The sequence below is a fragment of the Mycolicibacterium stellerae genome (assembly GCF_003719305.1).
Classification (GTDB): Bacteria; Actinomycetota; Actinomycetes; order Mycobacteriales; family Mycobacteriaceae; genus Mycobacterium; species Mycobacterium stellerae.
Window position 1 is genome coordinate 1 of record NZ_RARC01000048.1, and the last position, 20,998, is coordinate 20,998.

At 65.7% G+C, this 20,998-nt stretch carries 16 protein-coding genes and 1 riboswitch; of the genes, 2 read left to right on the forward strand and 14 right to left on the reverse strand.

The window, feature by feature from the left end:
* From D6M19_RS35370 to D6M19_RS32495, 3 genes are all read right to left on the reverse strand, one after another.
* A partial coding sequence (locus D6M19_RS35370) for a hypothetical protein (protein ID WP_407665432.1) occupies window positions 1–114 on the reverse strand: 114 nt, incomplete at its 3' end.
* A gap of 5 nt (window positions 115–119) precedes the next feature.
* Entirely contained in the window at window positions 120–4,883 is a 4,764-nt protein-coding gene (locus D6M19_RS32490) for an SDR family NAD(P)-dependent oxidoreductase (protein WP_123029412.1), read from the reverse strand.
* Entirely contained in the window at window positions 4,880–6,622 is a 1,743-nt protein-coding gene (locus tag D6M19_RS32495; RefSeq protein ID WP_123029413.1) for an AMP-binding protein, read from the reverse strand. The genes D6M19_RS32490 and D6M19_RS32495 overlap by 4 nt, the downstream gene beginning before the upstream one ends.
* Before the next feature lie 1,050 nt (window positions 6,623–7,672).
* Here D6M19_RS32495 and D6M19_RS32500 point away from each other — a divergent pair.
* Together D6M19_RS32500 and D6M19_RS32505 are read left to right on the forward strand one after the other, a co-directional pair.
* Window positions 7,673–8,443 (forward strand): thioesterase II family protein, encoded by a 771-nt coding sequence (locus D6M19_RS32500; RefSeq protein WP_234835157.1) that lies wholly within the window; start codon window positions 7,673–7,675, stop codon window positions 8,441–8,443.
* A gap of 61 nt (window positions 8,444–8,504) precedes the next feature.
* Window positions 8,505–9,395, forward strand: coding sequence for an SDR family oxidoreductase (locus D6M19_RS32505; protein ID WP_123029414.1), 891 nt, complete (start codon window positions 8,505–8,507; stop codon window positions 9,393–9,395).
* Window positions 9,396–9,401: 6 nt separating this feature from the next.
* Here D6M19_RS32505 and gcvPB read toward each other — a convergent pair whose 3' ends face one another.
* From gcvPB to secA2, 11 genes are all read right to left on the reverse strand, one after another.
* Entirely contained in the window at window positions 9,402–12,365 is a 2,964-nt protein-coding gene (gene gcvPB / locus D6M19_RS32510) for an aminomethyl-transferring glycine dehydrogenase subunit GcvPB (protein WP_123029415.1), read from the reverse strand.
* Window positions 12,366–12,450: 85 nt separating this feature from the next.
* Window positions 12,451–12,548: riboswitch (glycine riboswitch) on the reverse strand.
* 42 nt (window positions 12,549–12,590) lie between these two features.
* Window positions 12,591–13,214 (reverse strand): MerR family transcriptional regulator, encoded by a 624-nt coding sequence (locus D6M19_RS32515; RefSeq protein WP_123029416.1) that lies wholly within the window; start codon window positions 13,212–13,214, stop codon window positions 12,591–12,593.
* Between the two features lie 241 nt (window positions 13,215–13,455).
* On the reverse strand, window positions 13,456–13,950 hold the full coding sequence (locus tag D6M19_RS32520) for a bifunctional nuclease family protein (protein WP_105346197.1): 495 nt from the start codon (window positions 13,948–13,950) through the stop codon (window positions 13,456–13,458).
* 48 nt (window positions 13,951–13,998) lie between these two features.
* The gene (gene ftsR / locus D6M19_RS32525) at window positions 13,999–14,730 is read right to left on the reverse strand and encodes a transcriptional regulator FtsR (RefSeq protein ID WP_123029417.1); all 732 of its coding nucleotides are present in this window, start codon (window positions 14,728–14,730) and stop codon (window positions 13,999–14,001) included.
* Window positions 14,731–14,762: 32 nt separating this feature from the next.
* Window positions 14,763–15,245 carry a glycogen accumulation regulator GarA gene (garA, locus tag D6M19_RS32530; RefSeq protein ID WP_123029418.1) on the reverse strand — a complete coding sequence of 161 codons (483 nt, stop codon included), beginning with the start codon at window positions 15,243–15,245 and terminating at the stop codon, window positions 14,763–14,765.
* A 186-nt stretch (window positions 15,246–15,431) separates the two neighbouring features.
* A complete protein-coding gene (gcvH, locus tag D6M19_RS32535; RefSeq protein WP_123029419.1) occupies window positions 15,432–15,827 on the reverse strand; it encodes a glycine cleavage system protein GcvH in 396 nt (131 codons plus the stop codon).
* Window positions 15,828–15,851: 24 nt separating this feature from the next.
* Window positions 15,852–16,691, reverse strand: a complete 840-nt coding sequence (locus D6M19_RS32540; protein ID WP_123029420.1) for a DUF881 domain-containing protein — start codon at window positions 16,689–16,691, stop codon at window positions 15,852–15,854.
* Between the two features lie 3 nt (window positions 16,692–16,694).
* The gene (locus tag D6M19_RS32545) at window positions 16,695–17,027 is read right to left on the reverse strand and encodes a small basic family protein (protein WP_123029421.1); all 333 of its coding nucleotides are present in this window, start codon (window positions 17,025–17,027) and stop codon (window positions 16,695–16,697) included.
* A complete protein-coding gene (locus D6M19_RS32550) occupies window positions 17,024–17,947 on the reverse strand; it encodes a DUF881 domain-containing protein (protein ID WP_123029422.1) in 924 nt (307 codons plus the stop codon). Before D6M19_RS32550 ends, D6M19_RS32545 begins: the two co-directional genes overlap by 4 nt.
* Window positions 17,940–18,575, reverse strand: a complete 636-nt coding sequence (locus D6M19_RS32555) for a CDP-alcohol phosphatidyltransferase family protein (protein ID WP_123029423.1) — start codon at window positions 18,573–18,575, stop codon at window positions 17,940–17,942. The genes D6M19_RS32550 and D6M19_RS32555 overlap by 8 nt, the downstream gene beginning before the upstream one ends.
* 9 nt (window positions 18,576–18,584) lie before the next feature.
* Window positions 18,585–20,918, reverse strand: a complete 2,334-nt coding sequence (secA2, locus tag D6M19_RS32560; protein WP_123029424.1) for an accessory Sec system translocase SecA2 — start codon at window positions 20,916–20,918, stop codon at window positions 18,585–18,587.
* Window positions 20,919–20,998 lie beyond the last annotated feature (80 nt).

Here is a 20,998-nt window from a genome sequence, read left to right on the forward strand (position 1 = left end):
GGCAATCGGCTCGGTATCACCCTTCTCGGCGATCTCCAGACGTGCCGTGAGCTCATCAATCCGATGAAGTGCCTCGGTGATGATCGCCCGGCGATCCGACGGCGCACCAGCCATCGCGCTCAATTCAGTCTCTCCGAAAGTTGTTGCAGCAGTTCGTCCTCCGAGAAGTCGTCGTAGTCGTCGACTTCCTCTTGTTCGGCTGCTTCGATCAGCTCGGGGAGGATGGTGGCGAGGTATCCGGACAGCGCGACCACCGTTGGATAGTCGAAGACCACCGAGGCAGGCATCACCTCGCCCAGACTTTCGGACAGAGAACGCTGGAGAGTCACGCTCATCAGCGAATCCATCCCGACCTGGAAGAACCCGGCGGAAGGGTCGACGAACTGCGGCGAGGTCAGGCTCATCGCATCCGCCACCGCAGCCCTCACATGCGCGACCAGCAGATCGTGCCGGTCCGCCGGCTCACATGCGCGCAGCGCCTCGCGGAACGCTGTCACCGGCGCCGACGGGCTTTCACCGGTCTCCTCGACGGGCTCTGCGGGCAGCAGATCATCCACGATGTGCAGCTGTGCACGCGTCCGGTAGGCGGTAGCCAACCTCGTCCAGTCTGCGGCGACGACAGTGGACCGGACAGGAGCACCCGGGCTGAGTACCGACCACAGCGCCTGAATGGCCACCTCATCGGGCATCGGTTCGAGTCCCGAGTCGAGGGTGATCTGGCGCTCCTGCTCGATTTGGTTGTCAGCCAAGGATTTCCACAGTCCCCAGTTGATCGTCGTGGCGGGAAGACCTGCAGCGCGACGCGCGTAGGCGAACGTGTCCAGGAACGTGGTGGTCGCGGCGTAGTGCGACAGCCAGCGCGAGCCAAGCAATCCCGAAATCGACGCGAACAACACGAACTGGCGCACCGGCGTAGTCAGCGAGAGCTTGTGCAGAACCTCCAGCGCATCCAACTTGGGAGCGAACATGCCCGCGACATCGTCGTCGGTCATGTCGCACAGCGTGATCGGACCCCCGCCAAAGGCGGCGAGGTAAATTCCACCCAGCGGAGGAAGGTCGTTGCCGAATCGTCCGAACACCTCCGCCATCGAGGCTTCGTCGGCAGCGTCGGCCGCCACCGCCACCAGTTTGGTGCCTTGAGCGGCAAGCGAATCGGCCAGCGCATCCAGTCGATTCCCCGGGTTCCTCGAGACCGCGACGACGGTACCGGCACCCATGTCCGCGAGCTGCTGAATCAGGTACGGACCGATGTTGCCGGTCGCCCCGACGACCAGATGGCTGCATTCCTTGTCGAGGCCCTCGGCTGACATCGCAGGAAGGACGCTTGGCCGCCTCAACCGTGCGACGCGCCGGATACCGGCCCGGTACACGATCTGGTCTTCGCCTGCGGTGCTGCGCGTTTCGTCGACCAGGTAGCGAGCCGCCAGTTGCGCGGGTACCGACTCGTCGACGTCGACGACCGCACCCCAGATCTCGGGATGCTCGAGTGCAAGCGTGCGGCCGAGCCCCCACAGAACCGCGTGGGCTGGATTGGCCCTGTCACCTTCGGCGGTTGGCTGTGCATTGCGGGTCAGCATGAGCAGCTTCGGCGGAGTCGCCATCCTGGCAAGCGCGACGCTGAGCCGCCGTGCGGTGTTGAAGAGGCGATACCCGTGTGCCGCCTCGAATGAACTCGCTGCGGCCGGTGCGTACAGCACGAAATCCGCTTCTGCGAGAGCATCGGCCACGTCGGCCTCGGCGGCGTCCTCGGTCAGCACCGAGACGCCGGCGTCCGCGCCCTCGAGAAGCCCGATTTGCGCTGCCACCTCACTGTCACCGAGCACCACCCAGGATGCTCCCGACAGCGTCCGGTCATCGGTGACGGGCAGAGCGGGCCAAGCCATCTCGCAGTACCAGTCGGCAGGGATGACACCGGTCCCGGTTGCGGCGGCCGAAGATCCGGTGTGGCCGCCGACATCGCGGCGCCGGGGCATCGCCTGAAAGTCGATCCAGTGGCTGCTGTGCTCCCACGGCGTCGTCGGCAACTGCACATGCGGCTCGGGCGGATGGACCGCCTGCGGAAGCCGCGTGGTGTAGGTCCTGTTGAGGCTGGTGTGGAAGCTCATCGTGTCGTCACCATCGCGCTCCAGGGTGCCAACGCTGTGGTGATGCGTGTCGCTGAGAGTCTCGGTGACGGCCTGCGCCAGCATCGGGTGAGCGCTGACTTCGACGAACATCGCGTGCTCGGCGCCCGCGGTAGCGATCGTCTGGCTGAACCGGACCGGCTGACGCACGTTGGCCACCCAGTAGTCGGCGTCGAACGCCGGCGTACTTCCGTCGGCGAGGACGGTCGACAAGAACGGTATCGCTGGCGTCATTGGTGTGAGATCGGCTAGCGCTGAACGCAATTCGGGCAGGATAGGATCCATAAGGGCGTTATGAGAGGCCACCTCCATGTTCACCCGGCGCGCGAACCGGCCGCTCTGCCGCACGTCCTCAAGGAGGGCATCGATCTGTGCAGGCGGTCCCGCAACCACCGTCTGGCGCGGCGACGAGTAGACCGCAAGGCTGACCCCTTGGTAGTTACCGATCAGCTCCGCTGTCGCCTCCGCATCCAGCGCGAGCAGCGCGACGGCACCCTGGCCGGCCAGCCGCGACATCAGCCGTGACCGGGTGGCAATCACCCGCAACCCGTCTTCCACCGTCAGGGCGCCTGCGATCACCGCCGCAGTGACCTCACCCATCGAGTGGCCGACGACGGCGTCAGGGGTGACTCCGTATGAGCGCCACAGCTCGGTGAGTGCGAGCTGCAAGCCCATCGTCACCGGTTGCACCTGGGCATCGCCGGCGATCGGCCGGCCCTCTGAAAGAATCTCGTGCAGGGAGAACCCGACGTGCTCGACGAACAGCGGCTCCAGCTTGGCGACGGCGTCGGCGAAAACCGGCTCGTCGGCCAGCAATTGCTTGCCCATTCCGGCCCAGTGCGCGCCTTGGCCCGAGTACACGAACACGGTTCCGGACCCGCAGGGACCCTCATGTGAGCCGACGACTCCTTCGGCCGACGTGCCCGCCGCAACAGCCGCCAACCCCACCATCGCCTGTGCGGCGTTGCGTGCGCACACCGTGGCGAATTGAGGATGACGCGTGCGGTGGTGATTGAGTGTGTGCGCCACGTCCGAAAGCGATACACCGGCACCGTCTGTGGCCATCCACTCAGCGAGCGCGCCAGCGGCCGCAGCGATCCGCTGTTCGGTCTTGCCCGTCACCATCAGCGTGGTCACCGGCAAATCCTCTCGCGGCTCAGGGATTGCCACCTCAGGGGCCTGTTCGATGATCACGTGGGCGTTCGTGCCCCCGAAGCCGAACGACGACACACCCGCCCGACGGGGGCGATCCACCGATGGCCAGTCCCGATCCTCTGCGACGACTTCCAACCGCAACTGATCGAATGGGATGTGCGGATTCGGGTTCTGATAGCGATTGTTCGCCGGTATCTGGCCCTTCTGCACGGCAAGCACAGCCTTGATGAAGCCCGCGACTCCCGCCGCGGCCTCCAGGTGTCCCAGGTTCGACTTCACGGCGCCGACCAGCAGCGGTGCATCCGCGGGACGCCCGCGACCCAGCACGCCGCCCAGTGCACGGGCCTCGATCGGATCACCGAGGAAGGTGCCCGTTCCGTGCGCCTCCACATAGTCGACTTCGTGCGGGTGCACGCCGGCCTGCGAGTACGCCGCACGCAGCACCGCAGTCTGAGCAGCGGGGTTGGGAGCCATCAGGCCGTTGGAGCGGCCGTCCTGGTTGATCGCCGAACCGCGCACGACCGCCAAGACCCGATCTCCGTCGCGCAGCGCGTCGCTGAGGCGCTTGAGTACGACAACGCCGCAGCCCTCACCACGGACGAATCCGTCGGCGTCGGCGTCGAACGCATGGCACAGGCCAGTCGGTGACAGGGCACCCGCCTGGTCGAAGCCGTGGAAGACGGCGGGCGACAACAATAAGTTCACCCCTGCCGCGATCGCCACTTCAGACTCGCGTAACCGCAGGCTCTGGCTCGCGAGGTGCAGCGCCACCAGCGACGAGGAGCACGCGGTGTCGACTGCGACCGACGGGCCGCGCAGATCGAGGAAGTAGGAAAGCCGGTTAGCGATGATGCTGAGCGCACCGCCGGTGTTGCTCCAGGCGTCGACCTTCGGCAGGTCAGCGGCGGCCAGATAGCCGTACTCGCTGAAGCATGCCCCGACGAACACACCAGTCTGGGAACGGCGCAGCGTGCTGGCCGGGATCCCCGCGTGCTCGAGAGCCTCCCATGCCACCTCGAGAAGCAGCCGTTGCTGCGGATCCATCTTGACGGCTTCGCGGCGGGAGATCTCGAAGAATTCCGCATCGAACGCGTCGACGTCGTCGAGGAAAGAACCCCAGCGAGTGGTACCCGCAAGCGCGGCGGCCACGTCCGGCGAACCGTCGTCGAACGGCAGCCAGCGCTCGGCAGGAACCTCGCCGACCGAGCACTGCCCGTCCCAGAGGAATTGCCACAGTCCCTCAGGTGCTGTGATCCCGCCGGGGAACCGGCAGCCAAGGCCCACCACCGCGATCGGCGCGTTGATGGAATCCCGCACTGCCGCGGTCCCGACGGTGCTCTCGGTGGCATCTGAATCCGCTGCCGCCGTGAAGAATTCGACGAGTGCGTTGATCGTCGGGTTTTGCCAGAAATCCACCGGGGAGACCGGTCGGCCCAGCTTGTCGGCAAGCTCACCCGACAATTCGATGGCATCACGGGAGCCGACTCCCACGTCTTTCAGAGACGCGTCGACGTCGATCTCATCGGCGTCGCACCCAAGCCGTGCACACAGGTTGGCAACCAGCCAGTCGCGGAGCTCGACGCCTTCGGCATTGATTTCAGTCATGATGTGATGTCCACTCGCTCGAACTCGTTACGTTTGTACAGCTCTGCACAGGTTGACCTGCGGACCTTCCCGCTCGTGGTGATGGGTAGCGAACCAGGAGGCACGAACACGAGGTCGGTGACCCGCAGCCGGTGAACGTTGGAGATGGCTGAGGTCAGTTCACGCTTCAGCGTGCGGAGCCGGGTGCCGAACTCCTCATCGGATTCGGCGCGCTTCTTGACCTCGACGATGGCCACGAGTTTCTCGGTCTGATCCTCGGTGATCGAGATGGCGGCCGAGCGCCCTTTGCTGATCTCGGTGATCGTCGACTCGATGTCGTCGGGATAGTGGTTGGAGCCGTCGACGATCAGCAGATCCTTGATCCGACCAATGATGAACAGCTCGCCCTCGGAGATGACGCCAAGGTCGCCGGTCCGCAGCCACGGCGCCTCCGGCGTTCCGGGCGACGAATTGACCAGACGGGCGCCGAACACACGTTGGGTTTCAGACGGTTTCTTCCAGTACCCCTTGGCCACGTTGTCCCCGTGCACCCAGATTTCGCCGACCTTACCTGCCGGATTCTCGGTTCCGGACGCCGGATCGACGATGCGCATCATGGTGCTTCGCACCGAGCCGTGGCCGATCAGGTCGGTGCTGCCGACCAATTCGTTCTCGCAGCGTTTGGCGTGTCCGCTCGACAGCTTCTCGTAGTCGAAACGTGCGACCGAAGGAGGCTGGCCGTTGTTCGACGTCGCCACATAGACGGTGGCTTCGGCGAGTCCGTAGGACGGACGCAACGTCGACTGCTTGAGATTGAACTGCGCGAACCGGTCGGTGAACCGTTTGAACGTCGCGGCGTGGACCCGCTCGGCGCCGCTGCAGATCGCGTGCACGTCACCGAGGTCGAGTCCCGCCATGTCCTCGTCGGATGTGCGGCGAGCCGCCAGCTCGAATGCGAAGTTCGGTGCGGCTGAGAAGCAGCCGGGATGGGTAGCGAGAAGTTGTATCCAGCGTGCCGGTCGCTGCAGGAATGCCATCGGGCTCATCAGCACGCCTTCGCGTCCGCAGACGAGCGGTGTGCAGATGCCCTTGATCAGCCCCATGTCGTGGTACAGGGGTAGCCAAGAAACGAAGGTGGTGTCCTCCCGTATCGATTCGCCGAAGTAATCGGCCAACGCCTGCTCGACGTTCACGATGACGTTCTTGTGGGTGACCACGACACCGGCAGGCGAGCGGGTCGACCCAGAGGTGTATTGGAGGTACGCCGCGGTGTTCACCGGCACCTTGCCGGCACCGGAGCCTCGCGGCGAGGCGAGGTCCAGTGAGTCGACGTCAACGACGACCGGAGCGGCGTTGCGACCGTGGTCCTGCGCGTAGGGAGTGACGGCGTCGACCGCGGCCGACGTGGTGAGGATGACTGTGGGTGCACAGTCCTGCAGCACCGATGACACGCGTTCGTCGTGGACGCCGTACTGAGGCACCGAAAGGGGCACCGCGATGAACCCGGCTTGGATCGCCCCGAAGAACGAGATGACATACCCGAGTCCTTGCGGCGCAACGATCGCGGCGCGGTCGCCGGCAGAGCCGCAGGTGGTCAGCTCATCGGCAAGGCATTCCGCCGCGCGAAGCAGTTCTGCCCAGGTCAGACTCTCGGCAAACCCATTCGGATCGACGTCGTAGTCCATGAACGTGTAGGCCGTGGCGTCTGGAGTTCTGGTCGCACGCTCTTGCAACAACGATGTCAGAGATGCCTCAGCCATGATCCGTCCCTTCCTGTAGCTTTCGGCTCAGATTTCCGTGGGTAAGCCGACGCCGCACGAGTAGTCTGCTACTCGTTTGCTGCGTCAAGTCCGGTTTTCGCATTTTCGATGTCCCCTGTGAATCACTGCCATGCGTCGCAGACCCCAGACCCGACCCCGCTCAGCGACAATAGCGAGTTCGCTTGGCCGTATCCAAATCGGTCGTGACAAGCACAAATCGCTCCCATGTAGTTGACTCGGCGAAAATTTACACCCGCGTTTTGGTTCTGTCCTGCCGTTAGCCAGAATTTAACTTATGCCGAGCAGAAGCGCCTACCCCAGGAAGTAGCTAGCGAACCTAGGTGAATGCCAAAAGCAAAGCTCACAGCGTTGGGGAAGCTCCGGCTGGGCGTTCGCGGTCCCTTGCGTACCAGGCAGTTGTTACTTCGCGGCTTTTTTCGGGCTCGGCGTGTCGCCGAGTCGCGGCCGCGACGAGGCGCCGCATGAAACCTGTCGGGTGTTGCCGGCTGAGGGGTGTGACACCTCGTCAGCTGCTCCCCGGTGCGAGCGGTCTGCGCAACGGCCGCCAGCCGGGCGGACTCGCCGATGATCTTGAAGGGCTGGCAGCGGTGCGGGTGTGTGAGTGAAATGTGTTGTGGCCATGTCAATTTCAGATAGACGATGCTCTGGATACGACCTGCCCCGCCATCGTCCATCGCGGTTTTCGGCCCCAATTCCCAAGATTCGCCACCGCTGCCGTCCAAAGCCCTGCGCTTCTCGCTGTGCTGGGCGGCCTGTCGCGCCGCTGGGCTTCATCGGCACGACAGCAGGCGAACTGCCCACGGGCCGAGACCGGCTTGCTCAATTGCGGATGCGGGCAGGCGATTACACCACATGTTCGCATTGCGAACCGATGTTCATCGCGGCATGCCTGCGCCATCGTTTCCCGGATAGCGGGCACTCCTGCGCGCAACCCATACGCCAGCCGTGAGATTCGTCAGCAAGAGAGGGACAAGTCGGCCGGTCGCCGATTCGGTGGCCTACTAGGCATTCATCGAGCATGATGGCGACGTGACCGATACCCAGAACAACAACGAGTCATCCGGCGTTGCGCACGGTATTCCTGGTTCGCCCGCACCCGTGGGCGCGCTGTACATCTTTCCTCACGCAGGTGGGTCCGCCAGCTCGTACGCTCCGTTCGCACGCGCGTTTTCTCTTGATATCAAACGGATCGCAGTGCAATACCCGGGCCGAACCGACCGGCACGACGTGCCCGACATCGAGAGCATTCCAGCGCTCGCAGCCGATGTGTACAGCATGCTCTCGGCCAACAACATCACCCAGACGCCCGTCGCGTTCTTCGGGCACAGCATGGGAGGGCTGATCGCCTTCGAAGTGGCCAGGAAATTCGAGGAGAACGGCGCTCCGATCGCGGCGCTTTTCCTGTCGGCCTCCCCCGCGCCCGGACACGGCGGTTATGACCAACTGAAGGGCTCCGATGCAGAGCTGTTGAAGATGGTGAACGAGATGACCGGCGCCGCGAGCCAGCTGGTCGACGGGCGCTTCGGAGAGACCGTCCTGCGCACTTTGCGCAACTACGGGGCAATCACCGGCTACGAATGTCCCCCGGGCACAAAGGTTGCCTGCCCGGTCTACGCCTATGCCGCCGCCGACGACAGCGCAGTTAGCTACGAGAGCGTAGCGGCATGGTCGGAGTTCACATCGTCCGACTTCGACATACGAACCGTGGCCGGCGACCACTTCTACGTGACGCACACGGTGGACGAACTCGTCGGCGACATCGAGCGCCGCATCACCAACCAGGTGAAGGGTCACGGGTGACGAAACGAACCACCGGGCGGATCGAGTGACGGCGCTAAGTTTGCCGGGTACCTTCTGATCCATGACATCACTTGATTCCCAAGTCGTCTTCATCACCGGTGCCGCACGCGGAATCGGTGCCGAGGTGGCCCGTCGGCTCCACTCCAAAGGAGCCAGACTCGTTCTCACCGACTTGGACGTGGCGCCGCTGAGTGCGCTTGCGCACGAACTCGACGGTGGCGGTGGTGACCGGGTGCTGACGGCGACCGCCGACGTGCGTGATTTGTCCGCCATGCAAGCCGCGGCCGACGCGGCGGTTGAGCGCTTCGGCGGGATCGACGTGGTGGTGGCCAACGCGGGCATCGCGAGCTACGGCTCGCTCTTGCAGGTCGACCCCGAAGTCTTCCAGCGAGTGATGGACATCAACGTGGTCGGCGTGTTCCACACGGTGCGTGCGACTCTGCCGTCGGTGCTCGAGCGGCGCGGCTATGTGTTGATCGTTTCGTCGATGGCGGCGTTCGCGGCCGCGCCGGGACTGGCGCCGTACAACGCCTCGAAAGCCGGCGTCGAACACTTGGCCAACGCGCTTCGGCTCGAGGTCGCGTATCGAGGTGTCAGAGTCGGGTCTGCCCACATGGGCTGGATCGACACCGCGTTGATCCGAGACACGAAGGACGACTTGCCGACGTTCCGCAAGATGTTGTCGACGAATCCGTGGTTCCCACCTAACCGGACGACGTCAGTGGACAAGTGCGCTGCCGCCTTCGTCAAGGGGATCGAGAAGCGCAAGAATCGCGTCTACTGCCCGGGCTGGGTTGGGTTGTTCCGTTGGCTGAAGGCGTTTTTGACCAGCCCAGCCGGTGAGACGGCGATGCGCAAGGCCGCCGCTGACCTACTCCCCCAGATGGATGAGGAGGTAGCGGCTCTCGGCCGGTCCACGAGCGCCCGCACAGAGGCACTCGAGAAGCACTGACCCGACCTACGCGAACGCCTCCACCGGCGGGCACGAACACATCAGATTCCGATCCCCGTACGCGCCGTCGATGCGCCGCACCGGCGGCCAGACCTTGGGCCGGAACGTCTTGCCAAGCGGATACGCCGCCCGCTCGCGGCTGTAAGGATGAGACCACTCGGCGATGAGCAGGCTCTCCGCCGTGTGCGGTGCACCCCGAAGCGGGTTGTCGTCGGCCGGCCAGGCACCCGAGCCAACCTGGTCGATTTCGGCGCGTATGGCGATCATGGCCTCGCAGAACGCATCCACCTCGGCCAGGCTCTCGCTTTCCGTTGGCTCGACCATCAGCGTGCCGGCAACCGGGAAGCTCATGGTCGGCGCGTGAAACCCGTAGTCCGCCAATCGTTTTGCGACATCGTCGACCGTGACGCCGGTGGACTTCGTGATTCCGCGCAGGTCGAGGATGCACTCGTGGGCGACCATCCCGTTCTCGCCGGTGTAAAGCACCGGGTAGTACTCGTCGAGACGACGGGCGATGTAGTTCGCCGATGCGATCGCGGTCAGCGATGCAGCGCGCAGCCCTTCGGCGCCCATCATCCTGATGTAGGCCCAGGTGATCGGCAGGATCGACGCCGATCCGTACGGCGCCGACGACACCGTGTGCCCGTTGGGAAGCTCCTCGGCCAGCGGATGTCCGGGCAGGTACGGCTGCAGGTGCGCACGGACCGCGACGGGGCCGACGCCTGGTCCGCCACCTCCGTGCGGGATGCAGAAGGTCTTGTGCAGGTTCAGGTGGCTGACGTCGCCGCCGAACTTCCCCGGCCGCGCCAGTCCGACGAGGGCGTTGAGGTTCGCGCCGTCGACGTAGACCTGGCCGCCGACGTCGTGCACCGCCGCGCAGATCTCGGCGATGTCGTGCTCGAACACACCGTGGGTGGAGGGATAGGTGATCATCAACGCGGACAACCGATCCGCGTGTGCGGTGACCTTGGCCCGCAGGTCGTCGAGGTCGACGTCGCCGTTGGCGCGGCAGGCAACGACCACGACGCGCATACCCACAAGGGCCGCTGACGCCGCATTGGTGCCGTGCGCACTCGACGGGATTAGGCACACATTTCGGTCCGGCTCACCACGTTCTGCGTGGTACGCCCGGATCGCCAGCAACCCCGCGTATTCGCCCTGCGAGCCCGCGTTGGGTTGTAGCGACACCGCGTCATAGCCGGTCAACTGCGTCAGCCATGTCTCGAGGTCGGCGATCAGCTTGCGCAGCCCCGGCGCGTCGGCGTGCGGTGCGAACGGGTGCTGGCGGGCGAACTCGGGCCAGGTGATCGGCTCCATCTCGGCCGCGGCGTTGAGCTTCATGGTGCACGAACCGAGCGGAATCATGCTGCGGTCCAACGCGATATCCTTGTCGGCCAGCGAGCGTAGGTACCGCATCATCTCTGTCTCGGTGCGATACCGGGTGAAGGCGGGATGGGTCAGGAACTCCGAAGTCCTGGTTCCGATGTCGGGCGCGGCGAAGTCGCCCCCGTGGCTGGACCCGTTGTCCGATGTTGCCGCCAGTGCGGCTCCGTTGTCCGATGTCGCCGCCGGTGCGGCTCCGTTGTCCGATGTCGCCGCCGGTGCGGCTCCGTTGTCCGATGTCGCCGCCGGTGCGGCTCCGAACGCCGCAAGCACGGCGTCGACGTGCCCCCGCGTCGTCGCCTCGTCACAGGACGCGGAGACATGGTCGTCGTCGACGAGCCAGACGTTGACGCCGCGCGACTTGGCCTCATCGCGGACCTGCGCGGCCCGACCGGGCACCCTCGCCAGCACCGTGTCGAAGAACCGGTCGTGCACGACGTCGATGCCGGCCGCCGTCAGCCCGGCGGCCAGCGCACGCGCATGGCCGTGCACGCGGCGGGCGATGCCGGTCAACCCGTCGGCGCCGTGATAGCTGGCGTACATCGCGGCGATCACGGCAAGCAGAACCTGCGCGGTGCAAATATTGCTGGTGGCTTTGTCGCGACGAATGTGCTGTTCGCGGGTCTGCAGGGACAGCCGGTAGGCCGGTGAACCGTCGGCGTCCACCGACACCCCGACCAGTCGGCCGGGCAGTTGCCGCGCGTGGTTGGCGTGCACGGCGAGATAGCCGGCGTGCGGTCCGCCGAATCCCATTGGCACACCGAAGCGTTGGGTGCTGCCGAACGCCACGTCGGCGCCGATTTCACCCGGCGGGGTGATCAGCGTCAGCGCGAGAAGGTCGGCTCCGATCGCCACCAGCGCGCCGCGTTCGTGTGCCTGGCCCACCAGATCGGTCCAGTCGACCACTTCCCCGCCGGCGCCGGGCAGCTGGGTGATCACCCCGAAGAATTCGCCGTCGGGCAGGCCGTCGCGCAGGTCGGCGGTGACGATCTCAATGCCGAGCGGCTCGGCCCTGGTGGCCAACACGGCCGCGGTCTGCCGGTACAGGTCGGCATCGACGGCCAGCCGATTCGTCGTTCCGCGCACGGCGCGATGCATCAGCGTCATGGCCTCTGCGGCGGCGGTGCCCTCGTCGAGCATCGATGCGTTGGCCACCTCGAGGCCGGTGAGGTCGGCGACCATGGTCTGGAAGTTGAGCAGCGCCTCGAGCCTGCCCTGGCTGATCTCCGGTTGGTAGGGCGTGTAGGCCGTGTACCAGGCCGGGTTCTCCAGGATGTTGCGCCGGAGCACAGGAGGGGTCAGCGTGTCGAAGTAGCCCTGACCGATCATCGAGACCGCGACGGTGTTGGCGTCGGCGAGTGCGCGCAGCTCTGCCAGCGCCTGCTCTTCGGTCGCCGCCTGGGGCAGCTGGTCGAGGCCGGGTGCGATGCCCCCGGCGGACAACGCGTCGAGAATGCCTGAGGGAAGCGCCTTGTCGGCGAGCTCATCCAGCGAGCCGACGCCGATGGTCTTGAGCATGGTCGCAACTTCGTCGGCATCCGGCCCGATGTGCCGGTCGGCGAAGTTTGGTTGATCGTGGGAGAACATCCATCTCCTGACGCTTGAGGGCGCAGAACCCGCTGGGGTTCCTCTCCCTCAGTCGTCACCCACATGGGCGCTCCAGAGGCATTCGGGGCCCTGCCCGGTCCGGGTGCCTGAGAGTTTGACGGAGAGGTGTTGCTCCTTCGGCGTCCGTGGCTGGCTGCCACGAATCTCTCCCGCGCAGGGGCGATGCGCTGCCGATTCTACCGGCAGGCGACTCGGAGTGGGCTGTCAGCCAATCTTGCGGTCGCGGTGCTTGCGCCGGGACGCCAGTTCGTCCTCCGGCGCGCTGATGGATTCGCCTCCATCGGCGCGCTCGCCGGGAAAATCGGCAATGGCGCCGGTCAGCTCCCGCATCGCGCCGGAGACGGCGATGCCGAACACACCCTGGCCGCCCTGCAGAAGGTCGACGACTTCCTCGGCCGACGTGCACTCGTAGACGGTGGTGCCGTCGGAGAACAGCGTGATGTTGGCCAGATCGCGAACACCCCGCTGACGCAGGTGGTCGACGGCGACGCGGATGTTGTGCAGCGAGATGCCGGTGTCCAGCAGTCGCTTGACGATCTTGAGGACCAGGATGTCCTTGAACGAGTAGAGACGCTGGCTGCCGGATCCGGCGGCGCTGCGAATCGACGGCACCACCAGCGAGGTCCTGGCCCAGTAGTCCAACTGGCGATAGGTGATCCCGGCGATCTGGCAGGCGCTCGGGCCGCGGTAGCCGACGAGCTCGTCCGGCACCGAGTCATCGGGGAACAGCCCGGCCTGTACGGGTTCGCTGGGAGTCGTGGCCGACGGCTGCGGCGCACCATCGCCAGAGGATAGATCCAGCTGCTCTTGACGTGGCGTGTCTTCCACTCTCGAATCCTCTCGCCGATCGAACTCGCGTCTGTGACCTGCACCGCGGCACGTTTGCCAAAGCCCGAATGCGTCGAGCATACGCTCCCCGACGAACCCTGACTGCCCGTCGTGACCATCAAAGTATGGCTGCCCCGATCGCGGTTGGCGGAAACCCGCGCCGCGTGTCGAGCCGAAAGCGTCAGTTGAGACGCATCCGTGATGTTCGGCGCCGTGACGTGAGGACCAAGGAAGATGGAGCTCAGGTGGCCTTGAAGTCGTCGGGCGACACACTGTCAAGAAATTCCTTGAACTTTTCCACCTCGTCCTCGCGCACGGCGCCCGTTGCCTCGTCGTCGTTCTCGTCGGGAATCAGCAGCCCGGCCTCGGCGAGAACCGCCTCCTCGACATAGATCGGCACCCCGACCCGAAGCGCGATGGCCACCGAGTCCGACGGCCGTGCCGACACCTTGATGTCGCGATCGAAGATCAGATCGGCGTAGAAGGTGCCCTCTTGGAGGTCGACGATGCGCACCTCTTTGAGCGAATGGCCAAGCGCGGCAATGAGATCCCGGATCAGGTCGTGGGTCAGCGGGCGGGCGGGTTCGACCCCCTGCTGCTCCAGGGCGATCGCCGCGGCCTCGGACTGGCCGATCCAGATCGGCAGATAGCGATCACCGTTGGATTCGCGCAGCAGCAACACTGGCTGGTTCTGGGGCTGCTCCACGCGAATGCCGACCACACGAACCTCACCCATCTGTGTCTGCCCTCCGCACCGCCGAAGCCAATACGACGAGTCTAATCCTCACCGGTCGAGAACGTCGCGCACGGCCGACTTGATCAATGACGTGTGCAGTGTGATAGCCAGTGCGGCCACCTCGCGGGCCAGATCGTCGGCACGATCCCGCGCACCCGCCTTGCCCGCCTTGACCACCGGTCCGGCGATCTGAGCGATCAGATCGGACTGCCGATCGGCGGCCGACCGGAACGCACGCAGATGGCGGGGCTCCACCCCGTACTCGGCGAGCGCACGGGCGCACTGGGCGATGATCACGGAGTGCTCGTCGAAGAAACCGCCGGGTCCCGTCGTGATCACCCCTTCCTTGATCAGAGCGGTGAGAACCGTTTCGGCCACCCCTGAGCGCGCCACCAGGTCTTCGCGGCTCAGCCGCACCTGGGTCGGTGCCACGGCGGCGTCGGTGTCGGCCTGCTCGCCGGACACCGGCACCAAACGCGGTACGCCGTACGGGGATCCGGTGCGTGGCAGCTCGCCGTCGGGCTGACCGTCGAGCTGGGCCTTGATGACCTTCAACGGCAGGTAGTTGTCGCGCTGCGCGGTCAGGACGAAACGCAGCCGAGCACAGTCATACGCGGTGAACCGTCGATAACCCGATGGCGTCCGCTGCGGCGTGACCAGTCCCTCGGCCTCCAGAAACCGGATCTTGGAGATGGTCACGTCCGGGAAGTCCGGTCGCAGCGAGTCGAGTACCGCTCCGATCGACATCCCGGCTAACGCGGGCGTGTCGGGCTGTGTCATCTGCTCTTAGCGCAAGCGCTCATCGAGTCAACCTAGCTGCCTGGCCCGCTGTCGTCGTCTGTCTTCGGGCCGGTCAGGAATACCAGGCGAAATTTGCCAATCTGCACTTCGTCGCCGTTGGCCAGGACCGCAGAGTCGACCGGCTCCCTGTTGACGTAGGTGCCGTTGAGGCTGCCCACGTCGACGACCTGGAACTCACCATTCTCCAGCCGGAACTCTGCGTGGCGTCGGCTCACCGTGACGTCGTCGAGGAAGATGTCGCTGTCGGGATGTCTCCCGGCGGACGTCGTCGGCTGATCGAGCAGGAAGCGTGATCCCGCGTTTGGACCGCGTTTGACGACGAGCAACGCCGATCCCACCGGCAGGCCCTCGACCCCCGAGACCGCCCCCTCGGTACCCGCCGACGCCGGGGCGTCCAGTTCGTTGAGGAAGTCGGCGCGGAACACCGATGTGGTCTCCACGGTGAGCTCGTCAGACGTCTGGTCAGCCCCGAAATTCTGATCTTTATCCGTCACCCGCTGCTCCTCACTGGCTGCTGTGGCGATATCTGGCCGGGCCCTGCGTGGGCCCCTGTCCAGCCGTCATACGTCTGACGTCGACCGTACCGCGCGGCGGTCCCCATTGGGTCCACCCCCGCCCGATCAAGTTGAACACGTCTCGCGGTCAGATGGTGAACCGATCGATGGAACCCTAACAACATCTCATTCGGTCACCAGCGCCTGGTAGGCGTCGGCGTCCAGCAGACCGTCGACCTCTCCTGCCAGGGCGTCGGAGTCGGCCTGCAACTCGATGAGCCACCCTTCTCCGTAGGGATCGGAGTTGACCAGCTGCGGGCTGCCCTCCAGATCGCCATTGACTGCAACGACTTTCGCCGTCACAGGCGCATACAGGTCGGACACCGACTTCGTCGACTCGACCTCGCCGAAGGACTCGCCCGCGGTGACGTCGGTGCCGACGTCGGGCAGCTGGACGAACACCACGTCCCCGAGGGACGACTGAGCGAAGTCGGTGATGCCGACCCTTACGGTGTCGTCACCGACGCGCTGCACCCACTCGTGTTCGGCGGTGTAGGACAGGTCGGGCGGGATTTCGCTCACGGCGCTCCTCTTTGCAGGTGGTGCTCACTTCACGGGCTGAGCGTATTGGCGGGCTTTCGGTTGCCGCAAGGCGGTTACATCCACCCGGTCGGATTGTTGTACCACCATCGTGCCGCCCACGCGCTCGACACTGTCCATCGCGCCGCCGGGAATATTCATCGCTGCAGCCAGCGTCGGTGGATCGCCAATGGCCACAACGGTATACGGTGGGTTGAGGGTCTGACCGTCGATCTCGAGCGCGCCGGGCCTTCCGACCACCCAGGTGTCCAAGCCGACCCGGACAGAGATCTTCGGATCTCCCTGTCCCCCCGCAACCTCCATCGCCTCCGCGCCGGCGTTGCGCAGCTCATTGATGACGTCGAGCATGGTTTCCGGCGCCACCCCGACGGCAGCGTCGTCGATGGTCAAGGTCACCCCGGGACCCGTTGCGGCCACCGAGCCGATCAGAATCGACAGCGCGGCCAGCCGGGCCTGGGCGTTCTCGATCGCCGCCTGGCCGCTGCTGCCCGATGCCTGTAGTGCCGCCAGTGTCCGCTGGAGGTCGGCGACCTCGGTGTTCAACGCGGCCTCGCGTTGCTGCAACGAATCCAGCAGCACCAGTAGGTCGGCCGGTCTCGCGGTCTCCAGCGAGTCGCCGGAATCGTTCTGTCGCACCTGGGTGACGATCGCGATGCCGAGCAGCACGCACAGCAGGACACCAAGCGCGCCGAACACCAGCTGCGACCGTCCCCGCCGCATCACACCTTCGACGCCTGCGGGCTGCAGGTCACCGATTTGCCGGGCGGGCTCGTCGGGCGGCAGTTCGTGACGGCCCGCCGGTTCGGCCTCGTGCGCTGCTGCGGAGTCGGGGGCGTCGCTGCTCATGGCTCAGGCGCCGAACAGTCTGCGGCGCAGGGCCGCGGCGTTGCCGAAGATCCGGATTCCGAGCACGACGATGATCGCCGTCGATAGTTGGGTGCCGACGCCGAGTTGGTCGCCGACATACACGATGAGCGCGGCGACGAGGACGTTGAACACGAATGACACCACGAAGACCTTCGAGTCGAAGATGCGCTCCAGGTATGCCCGCAGGCCGCCGAACACCGCATCCAGAGCGGCGACCACTGCGATCGGCAAATAGGGTTCGATGAACTCGGGCACGCTGGGATGAAAGACCAGGCCGAGCACGATACCGATGACAAGTGCGGCGATTCCGATCATTTGTCTCCGATTTCCTTGGCGAAGTTGACATCTCGCACCGAACCGACGGGCAACGTCACGTCGTCGGCTGCGCTGACGGTGACCACGACGCCATACGAGGCCTCCAGCAGGCGCAGCCGATGCAGACCGGGGCTGCGGTCGAACGCATCGGCCATGGTGTGCGGCGGCCCGACGGCCAGAATCGCGTAGGGGCTGGCGATCGGCTGGTTGTCGACCAGGATGCCGCCGCCGGCCTGCCGGATGGTCACGTTGGGTCCGATTCGCACTCCACCCACCGAGATCGCCTCGGCGCCACTGGCCCACAGCGAGTTGACCACCAGCTGCAGGTCCCGATCGAGGATGACCTGACGGCTGCCCTCGACGCGTTCCTTCGACACGTCGCTGAGATCCTTCGAGGCGCCGGGATCGGTGAGCGTAACCGTCAGCCCAGGACCGGTGACCGCGGTTGCCGCCGCCGAGAAGTTGGCGCCGTCCAGGTTGCCGAGCAGCTGCCTGCCGCGCTCGTCTCCCTCGAGGCGGCTGCGTCGTTCGGTGTCGAGTTCTTCTGCCAGCGCGTCGCGACGGGTGGCCGCGGAGCCCGCTGCCTCCTCGGCCGACCGCACGCTGCCCGAAAGCACCTGCTGGCTCTCCCGCACACCGGGCGCGGTGGCTTGGGCCTGCGCGACCGCGAATGCCAACACGGTCGCGATCGCCAGGGCCGCGAGCACCTGCCAGCTTGCGGTGGCCAGCCGGCTTCTCGGTTGCGCGCCCGCGCTGCGCTGTTCGGCCGCCGCCGCGTAACCGGGGTCGAGGTGCTCGGACAACAGCGAGCGCAGCAGCGACGGCACGGGGATCAGCTTCGGCGCGCCTGCCTCATGCGTATTGCGTCCGGCATCGGGGTCGTAGCCGCCGAGTGCACGCCGCTCGTCGGGGTCAACCACTGGAGGGGCCGTCTGCTCTTTGCTCGAGAGGCTCGTCGCGCGCCCTCGGCATTTGACGCATCACCATCACCACCTGCGCGAGGTACAGCACGGCAGACCACAGATAAAGCGCGAGTCCCCAGATCACAAATGCCCACCCGCAGGCCAGGATCACGCGGCTCCACAGCGCATCCCACTGCCCGAGCAGTACCAACGGGAACCCCGACATGAGGGCGAAAGTCGCACCCTTGCCGATGTAGGTCACCGGCAGCGCGGTCAGTCCGCGACTGCGCAGCAGCGGCAGCGTGGCCGCCAGGATCGCGTCGCGACCGATCAGGGTGATGACGATCCACCACGGCACGATGCCCGCGAAACCGAACGCGAGCGGCACTGTCAACATGTAAATCCGGTCGACGGCTGGGTCGAGAAGCTCACCGAGGCGCGACGACTGGTTGTCGACCAGCCGCGCGATCTTGCCGTCGGCCCAGTCCGAGAAGCCGCTGAACATCAGCACGGCCACGGCCCAGCCGTTGGCATGCGCGACCAGCAACAGATAAAGGAAGACCGGAACCAGCAACAAGCGCAGCACCGACAACGCGTTCGGCACCGTCACCACGCGATCACGCACATCCCCCGGCGCGCGGCTCATGGGATAAACCTAGCGCGTTATCCCGGGCATACTCAGCGCCGACATGGAGTCATCCGATAGCGGATTGTCATGAACCATGTAGGTCCATGTCGAGGTCGGCCGGGCCAGCTTGGACAGGTCGAGCCCTTGCTCCTCTTCCAGGACGTTTGCGGTCTCGAAGGTCTGCTGAGCGGCCTCGATCGCGTCGGCGGCCAGCGAGGCGAACGCGTCGACGGCCATCCGGTGGAACTCGTCGATCGGCTTCTGGTGCCCCAACGCACGAAGGTGAATGCTCTCGCGGATATCGGCAAGGTAGCCGAGGTGATCCGCCCACCCGCGGTCCAGGTGGTAGAGCATGATCTGCCTGCAGATCTTCTCCAACTGTTCCTCGCTGAGGTCCTCGGCCAGCTTCTGGTAGCGGTCCGGCGACTTCTTTTCCAGTTCCTCGCGGGCAGTCGAGGTGCGCAGCAACGTGTTTCGACGTTCTACCAGGATGGCGCGCTGCTGGGCGATCAGCTCGTTGAACTGCCAGGTGTTGGCATGCACCGACAGCAGCCGGCCTTCGGCGACGCGCTGTGCGTGGTCGAGTAGGCCCGCGGCCTTCTTGTTGACGACGAGGCCGTCGTCGTCGGTTTCAGTGGGCAGCTTGTTCAGCTTCTCCGGCTCCAGGTGGGCCCTCACCACGTCGTCTTCCCAGCTGGAGAAGAAGACCGACGAACCGGGGTCGCCCTGGCGGCCCGCGCGGCCGCGCAGCTGGTTGTCCAGCCGCTGGGTGCTGTGCCGCCCGGTGCCGATGACATGCAGGCCGCCAAGCTCGGCGACCTCATCGTGGTCGACTTCGTCGGAGCCGCCGAGGCGGATGTCGGTGCCGCGGCCTGCCATTTGGGTGGACACCGTGACTGAGCCGAGCGTGCCCGCTTCGGCGATGACCCGCGCTTCTTCCTCGTCGTTTTTCGCGTTCAGCACGACGGCGGGCACGCCGGCCTTGACCAACTTCTCGTGCAGTTCCTCGGATTCGGCGACGTCGCGGGTGCCGACCAGGATCGGCTGCTTGGTCTTGTGCACTTCGATGATGTGGTCGACGACGCCGTCGATCTTGGCCGCGGCGGTGATGTAGACGCGGTCCGCCTCGTCTTCGCGGATGTTGGGGGCGTTCGGCGGTATCGGCGAAACACCGAGCTTGTAGAACTGGCGCAGCTGCTCGCCAGCGGCCAGCGCGGTGCCGGTCATACCGCACACCGTGGGATACCGGTTGACCAGCGCCTGCACGGTGATGGTGTCGAGCACCTCGCCGGTCTCCGTCGTCTCGATGCCCTCTTTGGCTTCGACGGCGGCCTGCAATCCGTCGGGCCAGCGCTGCAGTTGCGCGATGCGGCCGCGGCTGGCGTTGATCAGGTGCACGGCGTCGTCGCGGACGATGTAGTGCACGTCTCGGTGCAGCAGCACGTGCGCGTGCAGGGCGACGTTCACCTCGGTCAGAGTGGTCCCGACGTGTTCCTCGGAGTACAGGTCGATGCCGCCGAGCTTGGCCTCGATCTTCTGGGCGCCGGTCTCGGTGAGGTGGACGTTGCGGCTGTCGGAATCGGTGTCGTAGTCGTCGCCTGCGACCAATTCGCCTACCAGCCGGATGATTTCGAGCTTCGGGAGTTCCCGGTGCGACGTGCCTGCAAGCACAAGAGGAACTAGTGCCTCGTCCACGAGCACCGAGTCTGCTTCGTCGATGAGCGCTACGTCGGGGTTCGGCGACACCAGGTCGTCGACGTCTGTGACGAGCTGGTCGCGCAGCACGTCGAACCCGATTTCGTTGATGGAGGCATAGGTGATGTCGCTCTTGTACGCGGCGCGCCGTTCCTCGGCGGTGGAGTCCGCGGTCACCCAGCCGACGGTCAACCCCATCGCTTCCAGCAGCGGGCCCATCCATTCGGCATCGCGCTTGGCGAGGTAGTCGTTGATGGTGACGACGTGGACGTGCCTGCCTGCGAGCGCGTAGCCGGCGGCGGCGATCGCGCCGGACAGCGTCTTGCCCTCGCCGGTGGCCATCTCGATGACATCGCCTGCCAGCATCCGCAGTGCTCCCAGCAGCTGAACGTCGAACGGCCGCAGCCCGGTCGTGCGTTCGGAGGCCTCCCGGGCGATCGCGAGGAACTGCGGAATGTCCTTCGACTCGGCGAGATTCTTGAGATGCAGCAGCTCGGCGGCCTTCTTCAGCTGGTCCTCGTCGAGGTCGGCGGCCTTGTCGTCGAACTCCTCTGCGGCGCTCACCTGCGCCATCGATCGGGCCTGGTCCCTGTCTGTGCTCGCGCCGAGCAGTTTCCAGAATCGGTTGCTGACACCACTTGAGGTGCGGGTCTTCGTTCTCGCCACGACAGCTACGGTACGCGGCGGTCCTTTTGCCCTGCGACGGTGCGTGTCTGCCCCCGGACATGCCGTTGGACGTGCGCATT